Source organism: Bacillus sp. AP8, from assembly GCF_000321185.1.
Classification (GTDB): domain Bacteria; phylum Bacillota; class Bacilli; order Bacillales; family DSM-1321; genus Bacillus_AD; species Bacillus_AD massilioanorexius.
The window spans coordinates 34,132-50,191 of record NZ_CAPG01000094.1 but is presented as its reverse complement, the minus strand read 5'-3'; the positions used below and the strand labels follow the sequence as shown (position 1 = coordinate 50,191).

16 protein-coding genes are annotated in these 16,060 nt (G+C 33.6%); 15 read left to right on the top strand and 1 reads right to left on the bottom strand.

What is annotated here, in order from left to right:
- Window positions 1–8: 8 nt before the first annotated feature.
- Window positions 9–293, bottom strand: a complete 285-nt coding sequence (locus tag BN349_RS22265; RefSeq protein ID WP_019244524.1) for an AbrB/MazE/SpoVT family DNA-binding domain-containing protein — start codon at window positions 291–293, stop codon at window positions 9–11.
- Between the two features lie 832 nt (window positions 294–1,125).
- Here BN349_RS22265 and metG point away from each other — a divergent pair.
- The 15 genes from metG (at window position 1,126) to BN349_RS22185 (ending at window position 15,949) form a co-directional block, all read left to right on the top strand.
- Window positions 1,126–3,078: a methionine--tRNA ligase gene (metG, locus tag BN349_RS22260; protein WP_019244523.1), complete on the top strand. Its 1,953-nt coding sequence runs from the start codon at window positions 1,126–1,128 to the stop codon at window positions 3,076–3,078.
- Window positions 3,079–3,605: 527 nt separating this feature from the next.
- On the top strand, window positions 3,606–4,373 hold the full coding sequence (locus tag BN349_RS22255) for a TatD family hydrolase (protein ID WP_019244522.1): 768 nt from the start codon (window positions 3,606–3,608) through the stop codon (window positions 4,371–4,373).
- Window positions 4,374–4,649: 276 nt separating this feature from the next.
- Window positions 4,650–5,777 carry a G5 and 3D domain-containing protein gene (locus BN349_RS22250; RefSeq protein WP_019244521.1) on the top strand — a complete coding sequence of 376 codons (1,128 nt, stop codon included), beginning with the start codon at window positions 4,650–4,652 and terminating at the stop codon, window positions 5,775–5,777.
- A gap of 252 nt (window positions 5,778–6,029) precedes the next feature.
- Window positions 6,030–6,590: a ribonuclease M5 gene (gene rnmV / locus BN349_RS22245; RefSeq protein WP_019244520.1), complete on the top strand. Its 561-nt coding sequence runs from the start codon at window positions 6,030–6,032 to the stop codon at window positions 6,588–6,590.
- Window positions 6,583–7,467, top strand: a complete 885-nt coding sequence (gene rsmA, locus BN349_RS22240; RefSeq protein WP_019244519.1) for a 16S rRNA (adenine(1518)-N(6)/adenine(1519)-N(6))-dimethyltransferase RsmA — start codon at window positions 6,583–6,585, stop codon at window positions 7,465–7,467. Before rnmV ends, rsmA begins: the two co-directional genes overlap by 8 nt.
- Before the next feature lie 113 nt (window positions 7,468–7,580).
- Entirely contained in the window at window positions 7,581–8,465 is an 885-nt protein-coding gene (gene yabG, locus BN349_RS22235) for a sporulation peptidase YabG (protein ID WP_019244518.1), read from the top strand.
- Between the two features lie 288 nt (window positions 8,466–8,753).
- Window positions 8,754–9,017 carry a biofilm formation stimulator Veg gene (gene veg, locus BN349_RS22225; RefSeq protein WP_019244516.1) on the top strand — a complete coding sequence of 88 codons (264 nt, stop codon included), beginning with the start codon at window positions 8,754–8,756 and terminating at the stop codon, window positions 9,015–9,017.
- A 175-nt stretch (window positions 9,018–9,192) separates the two neighbouring features.
- Window positions 9,193–9,348 (top strand): small, acid-soluble spore protein, alpha/beta type, encoded by a 156-nt coding sequence (locus BN349_RS22220; RefSeq protein ID WP_034295096.1) that lies wholly within the window; start codon window positions 9,193–9,195, stop codon window positions 9,346–9,348.
- Between the two features lie 298 nt (window positions 9,349–9,646).
- Window positions 9,647–10,516 carry a 4-(cytidine 5'-diphospho)-2-C-methyl-D-erythritol kinase gene (gene ispE, locus BN349_RS22215; protein WP_019244514.1) on the top strand — a complete coding sequence of 290 codons (870 nt, stop codon included), beginning with the start codon at window positions 9,647–9,649 and terminating at the stop codon, window positions 10,514–10,516.
- A gap of 58 nt (window positions 10,517–10,574) precedes the next feature.
- Window positions 10,575–11,399, top strand: coding sequence for a pur operon repressor (gene purR / locus BN349_RS22210; protein WP_019244513.1), 825 nt, complete (start codon window positions 10,575–10,577; stop codon window positions 11,397–11,399).
- Between the two features lie 23 nt (window positions 11,400–11,422).
- Window positions 11,423–11,800 (top strand): 2-iminobutanoate/2-iminopropanoate deaminase, encoded by a 378-nt coding sequence (gene ridA / locus BN349_RS22205; RefSeq protein WP_026089440.1) that lies wholly within the window; start codon window positions 11,423–11,425, stop codon window positions 11,798–11,800.
- A 395-nt stretch (window positions 11,801–12,195) separates the two neighbouring features.
- Window positions 12,196–12,495 (top strand): septation regulator SpoVG, encoded by a 300-nt coding sequence (gene spoVG / locus BN349_RS22200; protein ID WP_019244511.1) that lies wholly within the window; start codon window positions 12,196–12,198, stop codon window positions 12,493–12,495.
- Between the two features lie 332 nt (window positions 12,496–12,827).
- Window positions 12,828–14,201, top strand: coding sequence for a bifunctional UDP-N-acetylglucosamine diphosphorylase/glucosamine-1-phosphate N-acetyltransferase GlmU (glmU, locus tag BN349_RS22195; RefSeq protein ID WP_019244510.1), 1,374 nt, complete (start codon window positions 12,828–12,830; stop codon window positions 14,199–14,201).
- Between the two features lie 16 nt (window positions 14,202–14,217).
- Complete coding sequence (locus BN349_RS22190; protein ID WP_019244509.1) at window positions 14,218–15,171, top strand: ribose-phosphate diphosphokinase; 954 nt, start codon at window positions 14,218–14,220, stop codon at window positions 15,169–15,171.
- Between the two features lie 169 nt (window positions 15,172–15,340).
- Window positions 15,341–15,949, top strand: a complete 609-nt coding sequence (locus tag BN349_RS22185; protein WP_019244508.1) for a 50S ribosomal protein L25/general stress protein Ctc — start codon at window positions 15,341–15,343, stop codon at window positions 15,947–15,949.
- Window positions 15,950–16,060 lie beyond the last annotated feature (111 nt).

Sequence of the window (16,060 nt, the reverse complement as noted above, 5' to 3'; positions counted from 1 at the left end):
AGCTTTTTTTATTTTGTTGGTTCTAAGTAATGATGAATTTCTTCAAGAAGTTGCTCAGCGCCTTCTTTACTTAAAATCAATTTACCGTCAGCTAGTGAAAGGTTATTATCCGATACTTCACCAGTAATTTGACAAGTCATGTTTGGTTTATATTTTTTTAGAATGATGCGCTCATCATCAACATAGATTTCAAGAGCATCTTTTTCTGCTATTCCTAAAGTACGACGAAGTTCGATAGGAATAACTACACGACCAAGTTCATCAACTTTACGTACTATACCTGTAGATTTCATTATGTACTGCCCCTCTCATATTCTTTGAATGGGAAAAATTTTGATAATTTTCGTCATTATTCGACAAAGTTTTTATAATAATTAATAATACCAGCCATTCCCAAATACGTCAATGATTTTATTAATGATTCAAAAATTTTAATCAAACATGATTAAAACAAGGTTTTATTTAAGAAATGATAATCAAATGGTATAGGAACGAGGATAATTTTATCTAATAATCACTGTCAATCGACTGTATTCGACAAAAATCCGTATTTTTAGTGAAATTAACGTTACCGTAGTGATTATACTATTTTATATAAAATATGGCAAAAATTCCAACTTCATATTTATAAATATTTATAATAAATGCGACGAAATGTAAAAAACTGTAATAGTGATACAAAAGCATAGATGCCAAAAACGGCAAATTTCCAATGATTTTATTGAAGTATTGTATCGTAGTACTTTAATTGGTAGGTAAGGAAGTTAGTTAAAAGATGCTAGGAGGTATAAAGTACGGAATGATATGGAAAGGATAGAAGAGGTATGCACGCTTTTTTTACAGAAGAAAAAAGTAGGATATTATTTATGTTTTATCGTAAGAGAAAAGATGCTTTCTTTTAATAGAAGGAGATTGTTAAAAAGCTATGTTCAAGGGCATACCTATTTCTGAATCATATAATCGATTCAAAATAGATGGGCGGTTTTTCTAAGTATATCAATCTTTTTTAAGTGATTTCATCTATTTTCTTGCTATAATGATAAAGTAAACGAAAAATAATTAATTTCTATCTATGATAATAAAGAATTTATTAAATAAATGAAGGGTATACAATAGGAGGAAAAAATGAAAGATCAAAAAACATTCTATATTACCACACCGATTTATTATCCAAGTGGCAATTTACATATTGGCCATGCTTATACTACAGTTGCAGGTGATGCAATGGCTCGTTATAAGCGTATGCGCGGTTTCGACGTAAGATATTTAACAGGTACTGATGAACACGGACAAAAAATACAACGTAAAGCTGAAGAAGGTGGAATCACACCTCAAGAATATGTAGATCAAATAGTAGCCGGCATTAAAGAACTTTGGGATAAACTAGATATTTCTTATGATGATTTTATTCGTACTACAGAGAAACGTCATAAAGATGTAGTAGAGAAAATTTTTCAACAGCTGGTTGAGCAAGGGGATATTTACTTAGATGAATATGAAGGTTGGTATTGTACACCTTGTGAATCATTCTTTACGGAAAGACAAATTGAAAATGGTAATTGTCCAGATTGTGGTCGACCAGTTGAAAAGGTAAAAGAAGAGTCATATTTCTTTAAAATGAGTAAGTATGTCGACCGTTTATTGAAATTTTACGAAGAAAATCCTGACTTTATTCAGCCAGAATCTCGTAAAAATGAAATGATTAATAATTTTATCAAACCAGGATTAGAAGATTTAGCTGTTTCTCGTACAACATTCGATTGGGGAGTAAAAGTACCTGGTAATCCTAAGCACGTTATTTACGTTTGGATTGATGCATTATCAAACTATATAACAGCTCTAGGATATGGTTCTAATGACGATACGAACTATCAAAAATATTGGCCAGCAGATGTCCATTTAGTTGGTAAAGAGATTGTTCGTTTCCATACGATTTATTGGCCAATTATGCTTATGGCATTAGATTTGCCATTACCAAAGAAAGTATTCGCTCATGGTTGGCTGCTAATGAAGGATGGCAAAATGTCTAAATCAAAAGGAAATGTAGTTGATCCTGTCACATTAATTGACCGTTATGGATTAGATGCATTACGTTATTATTTATTACGTGAAGTTCCTTTTGGTTCAGATGGTGTATTTACGCCTGAAGGTTTTGTGGAAAGAATCAATTTCGATTTAGCAAATGATTTAGGAAATTTATTAAATCGAACTGTAGCTATGATTCAAAAGTATTTTAACGGAACAATTCCAGCGTATAAAGAATCTACTAATGAATTCGAAAAACAACTTGTTGAAGTTGCAAATGAGACTGTAAAGAATTATGAAGCTGCTATGGAATCCATGGAATTCTCTGTAGCATTAACGAATATTTGGACTTTAGTTAGTCGTACGAATAAATTTATTGATGAAACACAACCTTGGGTGTTAGCTAAAGAAGAAAAGATGGATGAACTAGGTAGTGTTATGGCGCATTTAGCTGAATCATTAAGAATAACAGCTGTACTATTAAAGCCATTTTTAACACAAACACCGGAAAAAATCTTCCAACAACTTAATATTCAAGATGAAACACTAAAATCTTGGGATCGTGTAAATGATTTTGGTATCATTCCTGAAGGAACGACTGTTATTAAAGGAGATCCTATTTTTCCTCGTTTAGAGATGGAAAAAGAAGTGGAATATATTAAAGACAAAATGAAAGGTTCAAGTCCAGTAGTGGAAGAACCGAAAAAAGATAAAGTAGTTGAAAAAACAGAGGAAATCTCAATTGATGACTTTATGAAAGTAGATTTGAGAGTTGCCGAAGTTATTCAAGCAGAACCTGTAAAAAAAGCGGATAAGCTATTAAAACTGCAACTGGATTTAGGGTATGAAAAGCGCCAAGTTGTTTCGGGTATAGCACAATATTATAAGCCAGAGGAATTGGTAGGAAGAAAAGTAATCTGTGTTACCAATTTAAAACCTGTTAAATTAAGAGGAGAGTTATCTCAAGGGATGATTTTAGCAGGAAGTGAAGATGGAAAATTAGCGTTAGCTTCTGTCGACTCAAGTCTTCCTAATGGATCAAAAGTAAAATAAAGTATATTAAAGAGAAGGAATGTTTCACGTGAAACGTTCCTTCTCTTTAAAAAATAAGCTTTTACAATGGGAGGCAATAAGTAAAATAGCAAGACTCCTAAAGAGAATAAATATAAATAAGTAACTCACTAGAATAAAAAGTAATAAAGATGAACAAATATGATTCGATATAAAACCATCCTTTTTAAAAGTTTAAGTACATGTCAAAAGAGGGATGGTTAAAGCTGTTTTTTTAGTTTTTGAGTCATTTTAATAAACTATCGAATAATAACGAATCCTGAAATAAAACGAAGAATTAGGTCGGGAATTACGAGTTATTATCTGTTTTTTTGTAGGTTAAACAAGAAATAATTCGTTAAAAAAAATGTAATAGAATATGAAATACACTCCTAAATAAAGGAAATAATTGCTTCTGTGAAATATAAAGTAATGAAAATGTCCCGTTTTTGTAATATAAATGTTACCGAAATGTGAGACATGAAATCTGTATTTCATAATAAACTTAATGCTAGAAAGGGAGATTTGAAATGCTTTTTGATACACATGTACATTTAAACGCAGAACAATATAAAGAAGATTTAGAAGAGGTAATTAATCGAGCTCAATTAGAAGGCGTTTCAAAAATGGTAGTAGTAGGTTTCGATACACCAACGATAAAGAAAGCAATTGAATTGGCGGAAAAATATTCTTTTATCTATGCTAGTGTAGGGTGGCATCCAGTTGATGCAATTGATATGACTGATCAGGATTTAATATGGCTAGAAGAATTAGCAGCTCATCCAAAGGTAGTAGCATTAGGAGAAATGGGGTTAGATTATCATTGGGATAAGTCACCAAAAGACATTCAAAAGGAGGTATTTAGAAAGCAAATCTCTTTGGCAAAACGTGTGAAGCTGCCTATCATCATTCATAATCGTGAAGCTACCCACGACATTGTTGAGATTCTAAAAGAAGAGGGAGCTGAAGAAGTAGGCGGAATTATGCATTGTTTTAGTGGTAGTATCGAAACAGCTAAAGAGTGTATGAATCTGAATTTTTATATTTCTTTCGGAGGACCTGTTACTTTTAAAAATGCTAAAAATGTTAAAGAAGTAGCGGCACAAATTCCGTTAGATAAACTGCTAATTGAAACGGATTGTCCTTATTTAACACCACATCCTTTCCGAGGTAAAAGAAATGAGCCAAGTTATGTTAAGTTGGTAGCTGAAGAAATTGCTCAATTAAAAAATCTTTCTTTCGATGAAATTGCTAGAAAAACAACAACAAATGCAAAAAAATTATTCGGCATAAATTGATACAAAAGTATGTCGAACAGTCAGATTGCTTGTCTGACTAATAAGTTTTTCTTATAATTTCTACAAAACATTCCAATCAGGAAGAGAAAGCTTGTCGATAGGCTTTGCTTTTCAATTAACTAGAGTATATGCATAATAAGTTATACACTTAGCAGACTACTTACATTGACATTTTTTAAGGAAGTCTATACAATTCACCGAAGAGAAAGGAGTGCTTTTGTCATCTTCATTAATAAATTTAGAAATTGCATAACGAAAGCTTTTAAACGAAGGAACATGGCTATATATATTACTAGTTTTCTAGTATTTTTAGTAGTCAGTGGCACTTTGTTATACCATGGGACAAAGAAAACAGTTGCTTTAACTTTAGATGGTAAAGAGACAATTGTTTCAACTCATGCATCAACCATAGAAGAATTATTGACTGAATTAGAAATACCGCTCTCACAAAAGGATTATTTATATCCTGCTAGTCATACAAAAGTAAGTAATCAACTTCAAATAACTTGGAATCCTGCAAAAGAGGTTAAGGTTGTTGAGGGGGATAAAGAAAAAAGCATATGGACAACAGCTAAAACAGTTGGCGAATTTTTAGAAGAACAAAAAATACAATTAAGCAATAATGATAAGATATCTCCAGAAACGAATACCGCCATTAAAGATCATATGAATATAACAATAGATAGAGCATTTATACTACAGGTAGTAGATGGAGGAGTATCGAAAAAGGTGTGGTCAACTTCGACTACGGTCGCTGACTTTTTAAAGGAACAGGGAATTTCCGTACAGCCAATGGACCGTGTTGAACCATCATTAGACGATTCTGTAAAACCAAACAGTGTTGTAAATGTTGTGAGAGTGAAAAAAGTCACCGATGTAGTGGAAGAACCCATTAACTATGAGGTCATATCTAAGAAGGACAGTAACCTAGCTGAAGGAAGTGAAAAAGTAATTTCTGAAGGCTTAAATGGTTTAGTATCTAATCAATACGAAGTCATTACAGAGAATGGCAAAGAAGTTAAAAGATCCTTAATTGCTAAACAAGTAGTTCGAGAAAAACGGGATAAAGTAGTTGCTGTCGGTACTAAAGTATTAAATAATACCATTTCAGATGGTCAAGAAATGTATGTTACTTCAACGGCCTATACAGCGTACTGTAATGGGTGCTCAGGAAAAACGGCAACGGGATTTGATTTGAGAAGCAATCCAAATGCTAAAATTATAGCAGTTGACCCAAGAGTTATACCTTTAGGTACAAAAGTATATGTTGAAGGTTATGGATATGCAATTGCTGCTGATAAAGGCGGAGCGATTAAAGGGAATAAGATTGATATCTTTTTCTCGAGTAAATCAAAAGCGTATCAGTGGGGAAGAAAAAAGGTAAAAATCCGGATATTAAATTAATTGTAAAAGGTTGTCTTGAAAGTGTTGCTTTTAAGCAACCTTTTTTTGTGTATTTAATTTGTAAGAGTATAATGTAAAATGAAACGTAGAAGGAATGGCTAAAGAGGATATTTATCCCGTTCAAATTGGTGCTAAGGCTCCTCATTTTTAATGGAGGAGAAGTGAAGAACCAAAAGTGAAAAAAGACCCGGTTAATTATTGGGAGTAGGATGAAATTCCCCATGCTAGATATTTCACTTTATCGGAGGAAAAATGAAAATAAAAGAAATTATAGTAGTCGAAGGTAAAGATGACACTACAGCGATTAAACGAGCACTAGATGCTGATACAATAGAAACTAATGGCTCAGCCATTGGAGATGCGGTTATTGAACAAATACGCTTAGCACAAGAAAAAAGAGGCGTTATTATATTTACGGATCCAGATTATCCAGGGGAACGTATTCGAACAATTGTTTCTGAAAAGGTTCAAGGATGTAAGCACGCTTTTTTACCGAAGGCGGAAGCTAGACCGAAAAATGGACGAGGTATTGGCGTGGAGCATGCTTCTCCAGATGCCATTCGATTAGCGCTTAAAGAAGCTCAAATTTTGAAAGAAGTTTTCGAAGAAGAAATAACACACCAAGACTTATTAGACTGTGGTTTAATAGGTGGTAAAGGCTCCAAAGAAAGAAGAGAGAAATTAGGAATAAAGCTTCGAATTGGATATACCAATGGTAAACAACTTTACAATCGATTAAATATGTTCCAAATCTCAAAAGAAGATTTTATTAAAGCTATACAAGAAATATATCAGGAGGAAGATTATGCATAAAGATATCGCCACGCCGATCCGAACGAAAATGATTTTAGAAAAGTACGGTTTTTCATTTAAGAAAAGCTTAGGACAAAATTTTTTAATTGATACGAATATTTTAAGAAGAATTATTGATTTTGCCGAATTAGATCAAGAAAAAAGTGGTGCTATTGAAATTGGACCTGGTATTGGTGCATTGACTGAACAATTAGCGAAAAGCAGTAAACGTGTTGTAGCGTTTGAAATAGATCAACGATTACTACCAATCTTACAAGATACATTATCACCGTACGATCATGTAAAGATCATTCATAGTGACGTATTAAAAGCAAATGTAGCGGAAGTAATTGAGGAAGAATTTACAGGTATAGAAGATTTGATGGTGGTGGCTAATTTACCATATTATGTGACTACTCCAATCATCATGAAACTGCTAGAAGAACATTTACCGATTAGAGGAATCGTATGTATGCTTCAGAAAGAAGTGGCCGACCGAATTTCAGCTCGTCCGGGAACAAAGGAATATGGTTCATTATCTATAGCAATACAATATTATACAGAAGCGGAAACTGTGATGATTGTACCGAAAACGGTATTTGTACCTCAACCAAATGTTGATTCAGCAGTTATTCGTCTAACTAAAAGAAAGCAGCCTTTAGTAAAGGTAAAGGATGAATCTTTCTTCTTTACAGTTACAAGAGCTAGTTTCGCTCAAAGAAGAAAAACAATCCAAAATAATTTAACAAGTCAATTACCAAATGGTAAAGAGAAAAAGGAACAAATTTTATTGGCACTAGAGCGCGCTGGTATTGAGCCACAAAGACGTGGTGAAACATTGTCAATTGAAGAGTTTGGTCGATTAAGCGATGAGTTATTAGAAGTATATAAAAAATAGAAAAAGGATTTCTGTAACCTCATTTGGACACTTCACATCTTTTTATGATTAAGCATACGTTATGAAGAAAGTAATAGTGGCAAAGGGTCTATCTTTGTCTAGAGGTGAAATGTATGAGTATAGGAATTCAAGATTTAGTTGGTAGAAGAACATATGGCTGTGATGTATTATTTCGAGTTATTCAGATTAAGGAAGAGGACGGAAAAAAAATTGCTATTCTTTATGGAGAAGATATTCGCTTAATGGCAGATGCTCCCTTTGATGACTTAGTAAAAATGAATGCACAAGAAAGAAATGAGTACAGTCTAAGAAATGAAAAGTTAATACAACATTCATTGAAATTATTTACTCAAGATCGACAGCTAATAGAGCATAAAAGAAAGTATGAGATAAGTGATGGCTATCGCCAGCAAGCTGATTACTTTCAAATGCCAGGAAAGGTTCTACATCTAGACGGAGATCCTTCTTACTTAAAGAAGTGCATGGATGCATATGAGAAAATCGGTATACCTGTTCAGGGGTTATATTGTAATGAGAAAGAAATGCCAGTGCGAATCGTATCATTAATTGAAGCATATCGACCGGATATATTAGTTATTACAGGTCATGATGCTTATACGAAATCAAAAGGGAAAATAATGGATATTAATGCATATCGTCATTCGTGGTATTTTGTAGAAGCAGTAAAAGAAGCGCGTAAAAAAATTCCACAACTAGATCAACTTGTTATCTTTGCCGGTGCTTGTCAATCTCATTTTGAGTCTTTAATTAGTGCAGGAGCTAATTTTGCTAGCTCACCATCTCGAGTTAATATTCACGCGCTTGACCCTGTTTATATTGTGGCCAAAATTAGTTTTACTCCATTCATGGAAAGAATCCATGTATGGGATGTGTTAAGGAATACATTAACGGGAGAAAAGGGCGTAGGTGGTATTGAAACAAAAGGCGTATTAAGAACGGGCATGCCATATAAAATAATAAATGACGAAGACTTATAGTTTGGTCATAGGAGGGTGTTTCAAAAGCTAATCTTTTGGATCACCCTTTTTCTGGTTGGTTGTGGTCTAAAAGGTTGTTATTTTTTTAGGAATATAAGTGCGATTTATTTACTGAACAAAATCTACATAATTACTAGGAAATTGGATAGAATAAAAAATGTAATAAAAAATGATTTTTTATTAGTAAAAACCATTGACAAATAAAAATATGAACTGATATAATTTTATATTTTGTTTGACGTTTTATGCTAATATGTGATATACTACACTTAGTGAGGTGGACCGAAAATGCCAAAGACTTTAGCTGATATTAAAAAAGCCTTAGATTCGAATCTCGGGAAAAGGCTAGTTTTAAAAGCGAACGGTGGAAGAAGAAAAACGGTTGAGCGTTTTGGAACGTTAGCAGAAACTTATCCTTCTGTTTTCGTAATTGAGCTTGATCAAGATGAGAACGCATTCGAAAGAGTCTCCTACAGCTATGCAGATGTTCTTACGGAAACTGTACAATTAACCTTTTTTGATGAAACAGCAGGAAAGGTTGCATTAAGCTGACAGTAAGCATTTTGTTTACTGTCTTTTTTGTGCCTAAAATAGCATTACGTTGAAAGATTGCTGTGTTTTTATAGCAATGTTTATTTAGTACTTATATGTTCTTCTAATTGATGCACACTAACTAATGTAGCAGCATGAAAAAGGAGATGTTTAATCATTGGCTAGAAGAGGCGTAATGTCAGATCGATTTAAAGAAGAGCTTGCAAAAGAGTTGGGTTTTTATGATGTAGTCCAAAAAGAAGGTTGGGGTGGCATCAAAGCAAGAGATGCAGGGAATATGGTGAAAAGAGCAATTGAGATTGCTCAAAGTAATCTTGCTAATAAAAACTAAGCCTAGGCTTTTTAGGACGACGCAAATATAGTCACCTTCATAATACTATCATGCTGATTACAGAGACCAAAGCATTGTCTTTGGTCTTTTCTTATGGCGTCAGAAATTATATAATTTTGTTCCAAGACTATTATGGTAATCTTTCTATACAGTTTAGATAATTCGGATATGATAAAGAATCCTATTCCTTTTATCAAAAAAGGTTTTTTATATGGACTCTTTAAAAACGAGATTTTCAAAATATAGATATGGTAAAATAGGACAAGAACTTTTAAGAACGTAAAGTAGGTGAATGGTTGTGAAGGTAATGGAGAAAGCACCAGCGAAAATAAACCTAGCTCTTGATGTGCTTTTTAAAAGACCCGATCAGTATCACGAAGTTGAAATGGTTATGACGACTGTGGATCTTGCTGATCGAATAGAACTTGATGAAATAAATAGTAACCATATAAAAATTTATTCTCATAATCGCTATGTACCGGATGATGAAAGAAATTTAGCTTATCAAGCGGCTTCTTTACTGAAAAAACGGTACGACATAAAACAAGGTGTTGCGATAAAAATTGAAAAAAATATACCTGTTGCGGCAGGGCTCGCTGGAGGAAGTAGTGATGCGGCGGCAACTTTAAGAGGATTAAATAAATTATGGAAATTAGGCTTAAGCTTAGATGAGTTAGCTGAATTAGGTGCAGAGATTGGTTCTGATGTCTCTTTTTGCGTATATGGAGGTACAGCATTAGCAACTGGCAGGGGAGAAAAAATTCAGCATTTACCAAGTCCACCTAAATGTTGGGTTGTATTAGCAAAACCAACTATGGGTGTGTCCACTGCGGATGTCTATAAAAGGTTGGACGTTAATGCAGTAAAACATCCTAATATTCCAGGCATGATTGATGCCATAAATACAAATAATTATAAAAAAGTATGTGAAAATATAGGAAATGTTTTAGAAGATGTTACTCTTTCCCTTTATCCTGAAGTTTCTCATATTAAAAACCAAATGAAAAAGTTTGGTGCAGATGCGGTATTGATGAGTGGTAGCGGTCCAACTGTCTTTGGATTGACGGAATATGATTCAAGAATGAATAGAGTATATAACGGTTTAAGAGGCTTTTGTGAGCAAGTATATGCTGTAAGATTATTAGGTGAGCAGTATACTCTTGAATAAACACGTATATTAAGTTAGTATATTTATAAGAATATTCGTATTTTAAGGAGGGATGACTATGAAGTTTCGTAGAAGTGAACGGCTTGTGGATATGACCAACTACCTATTAGAAAATCCAAGTCAGCTAGTCCCACTTACCTTTTTTGCTGAAAGATATGGTTCAGCTAAATCTTCTATTAGTGAAGACTTAACGATTATTAAAGAGACGTTTGAACAAAGAGGAATCGGTTCACTTATGACGGTTCCTGGTGCTGCGGGTGGCGTTAAATATATAGTCAGAGCTAACAAAGAAGAAGCAACTGAATTTATTAATGAAATGTGTGCGATGATGGCTAAATCGGATCGATTATTACCTGGAGGATATTTGTATTTAAATGACGTTTTAGGTAATCCTCGAATCATGAACAAGGTCGGCCGTTTAATTGCCTCTGCTTATGCAGATCAACAAGTAGATGTCATTATGACTATGGCTACAAAAGGTATACCAATTGCCTATGCAGTAGCAAACCATTTAAATGTTCCTGTTGTCATCGTACGACGAGATAATAAGGTAACAGAAGGACCTACAGTTAGCATAAATTACATATCTGGTTCATCTAAGAGAATTCAAACTATGCTTCTTTCTAAGAGAAGTTTGGAAGTAGGATCTAGAGTATTAGTAGTTGACGATTTTATGAAAGCTGGCGGAACGCTTAATGGAATGGTAAGCTTATTGGAAGAATTTAATGCTATTGTTTCAGGTGTAGCGGTATTGATTGAATCTGAAGATACAGAGGAACGTTTAGTGGATCAATACTTATCATTGTTAAAGCTAGCGGAAGTTGATGTAAAAGAGAAGAAAATACATGTTACAGAAGGCAATTATTTTGAAGTAACAAAATAAAGGGGAAATTTAGGGAGGAATATATGATGAAAGCAGTATTTACAGAAAATGCTCCAGCAGCAATTGGACCATACTCACAAGGAATTGTAGTAAATAATATGTTTTATAGTTCAGGACAAATTCCATTAACTGCAGAAGGAAATTTAGTGAATGGAACAGTTGTAGAGCAGACTCACCAAGTTTTTAAAAACTTAAAAGCGGTGTTAGAAGCGGCGAATGCTTCTTTTGAAACAGTTGTAAAGGCTACGGTATTTATTAAGGATATGAATGATTTTGCTGCTATTAATGAAGTATATGGACAATATTTTGTAGAGCACAAACCTGCTAGATCATGTGTTGAAGTAGCTAGATTACCTAAAGATGTATTAGTAGAAATTGAAGTTATTGCGCTTATTAAATAGTGAGCAATTGGGCTGTCGAGAAGATCGACAGCTTTTTTGTTTCAATAAAAAAGTGTCGAGAATGAATTTAACAAATAATAATGATGGAGCTGGTATGGAACGTAACAAGCGAATAGATTAAATCTATAATCGACAAGGCTAAAAACAAAGCCGTAAAAAGAAATTAACTCGTTCTAGTCTGTTTTTATGAAATAAAAATTATATTAAAAGTGTTAATATTTTTTAAGTATTTTAATTTAAAAAGTATATAAAACCCTTGATATTCCTCATTATTTTCCTTAATTACATTTTATTTGAAAAAATATAGAAAAAATTTTACAACTTTAGAAGGATTATGAATTACTTTTGTTGAATGTATATACCTAAGTTTTTAATAATTATAGGTGGTGAACACGATGGAAGTAACAGACGTAAGATTACGCCGCGTTAACACAGATGGTCGTATGAGAGCGATCGCATCTATTACGCTGGATAATGAATTTGTAGTTCATGATATTCGTGTAATTGATGGGAATAATGGATTGTTCGTAGCAATGCCAAGTAAGAGAACTCCAGATGGAGAATTTCGTGACATTGCGCACCCAATTAATTCTTCAACTCGAGGCAAAATTCAAGATTCAGTTTTAGCAGAGTATCATCGTCTTGGTGAGGTTGAAGGATTAGAAGAAGTTGAACTTGAGGAAGCTGGAGCATAAAAGAATAAGGCAACAAAAGCAACAAGAGCCTACTTACTTTTCAGTAAGGCTCTTTTTTCTTTGTCTAAATTTCGAAATATCAAGCAGGAAATGCCATAAAGTGATTTTAAGTTGTTATGAAAATAATAAATAATCCTTCAAATTTCTCCAAATATCATCCCATTCATCCTATTTGTTCTTCTTTATGCACAAATCGAATTTTTACAGAATAATGGAAATTAGAGTGAATTCTTGAAAACATTGATTATTTGAGATATATTTTATAAGGATAATTATGATTGTTAATTGTATAACACAATAAATAAATACAACACCAGACAGGGAGGAACGTCATGAATAGTCGTTTTGCGGTTGTTTTAGCAGCAGGTCAAGGAACTAGAATGAAATCAAAGCTTTACAAGGTTCTTCATTCTGTTTGTGGTAAATCTATGGTTCAACATGTGCTAGATCAGGTTTCTGCTTTACAAGTAGAAGAGATTGTAACAATTGTTGGACATGGAGCTGAAAAGGTTAAAACAGAACTAGGTGACAGAACGAATTTTGCTCTTCAAAGTGAACAATTAGGGACAGCACATGCGGTAATGCAAGCTGAGCAATTGTTGGAAGGGAAAAAAGGGACGACTTTTGTCATTTGTGGAGATACGCCTTTAATTAAAGCCGAAACAATGGAAGCTTTAATTAAACAACATGAAGAAAAAGGTGCAAAGGCTTCTGTTTTAACAGCTTATTTAGAAGATCCTACAGGTTACGGTAGAATTATTCGAAATAATGATGGCTTTGTTGAAAAAATTGTAGAACATAAAGATGCTTCCGAAGAGGAAAGAAAAGTAACAGAAATCAATACTGGAACATACTGTTTTGATAATGAAGCATTATTTGCTACACTAAAGAAGGTTTCAAATGATAATGTTCAAGGTGAGTATTATTTACCAGATGTAATTGAGATTTTAAAATCCGAAGGCGAAATTGTTACTGCGTATCAAACGAGTGACTTTGAGGAAACTTTAGGAGTTAATGATCGAATTGCCCTTGCTGAAGCTGAGAAGATTATGAGAAAAAGAATCAATTTAGATCACATGAGAAATGGTGTGACTTTAATTGACCCTGATAACACATATATTGAAGCGGATGTAGAAATTGGTCAAGATACAATTGTTTATCCAGGTTCAGTAATTAAGTCTGGAAGTAAAATTGGCCAAGACTGTGTAATCGGTCCAAATACAGAAATTTCAAGTTGTGAAATTGGAGATGCAACAGTTATTCGCCAATCGGTTGCTTATGAAAGCAGTATTGGTTCACATGTTGCCATTGGTCCTTTTGCTCATATTCGTCCAAAGACGGAAATTGCGGATGAAGTAAAAGTAGGTAATTTCGTAGAACTTAAAAAAGCTGTATTCGGTAAGGGAAGCAAAGCATCGCATTTAAGTTATATTGGAGATGCTGAGATTGGAAGCGGCGTTAATATAGGCTGTGGTTCTATTACTGTGAATTATGACGGTAAAAATAAATATACTACCAAAATTGGAGATCATGCCTTTGTAGGCTGCAATTCAAATCTTATTGCGCCCGTTACAATTGGTGAAGGAGCATATATTGCTGCTGGATCAACAATTACAGATGATGTACCAGGTGATGCATTATCAATCGCTCGTGCGCGTCAAGTTAATAAAGAGAATTATATAAGTAATTCCAAATTTAATAAATAATCAATGGAGGTTCATCATGTCGAATCAGTATCTGGATCCGAATTTAAAAGTTTTCTCTCTTAATTCAAATAGTGGATTAGCGAATGAAATTGCAAAGGAAATTGGAGTAGAGCTAGGGAAATGTTCTGTTACTCACTTCAGTGATGGAGAAATCCAAATTAATATTGAAGAAAGTATTCGTGGTTGTGATGTGTTTGTTATTCAATCTACTAGTCAACCAGTAAACGAACATTTAATGGAGCTTCTTATTATGATTGATGCATTAAAACGTGCATCAGCTAAGACAATTAACGTTGTTATGCCTTACTATGGTTATGCACGTCAAGATCGTAAAGCTCGTGCTCGTGAGCCAATCACTGCTAAATTAGTTGCAAATCTTTTAGAAACTGCAGGTGCACATCGAGTTATCGCATTGGATTTACACGCACCGCAAATTCAAGGATTCTTTGATATACCGATTGACCACTTAATGGGTGTTCCAATTCTTTCTGATTACTTCAAGAAGAAAGACCTAAAAGATATCGTAATTGTTTCACCAGACCACGGTGGCGTTACTCGTGCACGTAAAATGGCTGACCGCTTAAAAGCGCCAATCGCTATTATTGATAAGCGTCGTCCACGTCCAAACGTAGCAGAAGTTATGAATATTGTAGGTAACATTGAAGGGAAAACAGCTATCTTAATTGACGATATTATTGATACAGCTGGTACAATTACTCTTGCTGCGAATGCATTAGTAGAAAATGGGGCTTCTGAGGTTTATGCATGCTGTACACACCCAGTATTATCGGGTCCGGCTATTGAGCGAATTGAAAACTCTAAAATTAAAGAGTTAGTTGTAACAAACTCCATTGAACTTCCTGAAGAAAAGAAAACAGAAAAAGTAGTTGGATTATCTGTAGCACCATTGCTAGCTGAAGCAATTGTGCGTGTATATGAAGATCAATCTGTTAGTACTTTATTTGGTTGATAAAACAGGTCTGCCTATTGGCAGGCCTGTTTATATTTAAAGGGGGTGATAATTTATAATTTCGATTTGTTAGAGAGAATATAGTATTTATATTTTGTGTTTAAGCGACAGATGAAAGGGAAAAGGATTAAAGTGTTATTAAATTTGAGGATAGGGAGTGCGTTAAATAATGAGTTATATATTATCAGTACAAGAAAGAAAAGAATTTAAAAGTTCTAGTCTCCATACAATTAGAGAAAATGGTGGTATACCAGCTGTATTGTATGGTAATAATCATGAAAGCAAAGCAATAGAGGTAAGTTTAAAAGATCTTCATAAAGCAATCCAACATGTTGGTAGAAATGGTGTAATTGAATTACATATTAATAATGAAAAATTAAATGTTATGATGACGGAATATCAGTACGATTCGCTGAAAAGTGAGTTTGTACATGCTGATTTCTTAATTGTAAATTTATCTAAGGATATAGAGGCAGATGTATCATTAGTTTTAGTAGGAGAACCAAAAGCTGTTGAACATGGTGGGATGTTACAACAAGTTTTACATGAAGTATCGGTTACTGCAAAACCTAATGATATACCTGAGTATATTGAAGTAGATATAGCGCAATTAGATATGAATGATGCAGTTACAATTAAAGATATTAAAGCTAAAATTTCTGTGAAGATTAACCATGATGATGACGAAGTAATTGCTACCATTCTTCCTCCACGCTTAGAAGATAGCCTAGAACAAGAACAAGCAGTCGTTGAAACAAATGCACAACTAGATGAATAATCATATGAATGGAATGAAGCATAAGTTAACTTAATCATGTTATAATAACAAAGACGTAACTTTAAAAAAGTTGCGTCTTTGTTAAAGTTAAAGGAATACATATATAAAAGC

Bases quoted from the DNA above. Each gene is read 5' to 3' on its own strand.
- BN349_RS22265 (WP_019244524.1), bottom strand. From the start codon at position 293: ATGAAATCTACAGGTATAGTACGTAAAGTTGATGAACTTGGTCGTGTA.
- metG (WP_019244523.1), top strand. From the start codon at position 1,126: ATGAAAGATCAAAAAACATTCTATATTACCACACCGATTTATTATCCA.
- BN349_RS22255 (WP_019244522.1), top strand. From the start codon at position 3,606: ATGCTTTTTGATACACATGTACATTTAAACGCAGAACAATATAAAGAA.
- BN349_RS22250 (WP_019244521.1), top strand. From the start codon at position 4,650: ATGGCTATATATATTACTAGTTTTCTAGTATTTTTAGTAGTCAGTGGC.
- rnmV (WP_019244520.1), top strand. From the start codon at position 6,030: ATGAAAATAAAAGAAATTATAGTAGTCGAAGGTAAAGATGACACTACA.
- rsmA (WP_019244519.1), top strand. From the start codon at position 6,583: ATGCATAAAGATATCGCCACGCCGATCCGAACGAAAATGATTTTAGAA.
- yabG (WP_019244518.1), top strand. From the start codon at position 7,581: ATGAGTATAGGAATTCAAGATTTAGTTGGTAGAAGAACATATGGCTGT.
- veg (WP_019244516.1), top strand. From the start codon at position 8,754: ATGCCAAAGACTTTAGCTGATATTAAAAAAGCCTTAGATTCGAATCTC.
- BN349_RS22220 (WP_034295096.1), top strand. From the start codon at position 9,193: ATGTCAGATCGATTTAAAGAAGAGCTTGCAAAAGAGTTGGGTTTTTAT.
- purR (WP_019244513.1), top strand. From the start codon at position 10,575: ATGAAGTTTCGTAGAAGTGAACGGCTTGTGGATATGACCAACTACCTA.
- ridA (WP_026089440.1), top strand. From the start codon at position 11,423: ATGATGAAAGCAGTATTTACAGAAAATGCTCCAGCAGCAATTGGACCA.
- spoVG (WP_019244511.1), top strand. From the start codon at position 12,196: ATGGAAGTAACAGACGTAAGATTACGCCGCGTTAACACAGATGGTCGT.
- glmU (WP_019244510.1), top strand. From the start codon at position 12,828: ATGAATAGTCGTTTTGCGGTTGTTTTAGCAGCAGGTCAAGGAACTAGA.
- BN349_RS22190 (WP_019244509.1), top strand. From the start codon at position 14,218: ATGTCGAATCAGTATCTGGATCCGAATTTAAAAGTTTTCTCTCTTAAT.
- BN349_RS22185 (WP_019244508.1), top strand. From the start codon at position 15,341: ATGAGTTATATATTATCAGTACAAGAAAGAAAAGAATTTAAAAGTTCT.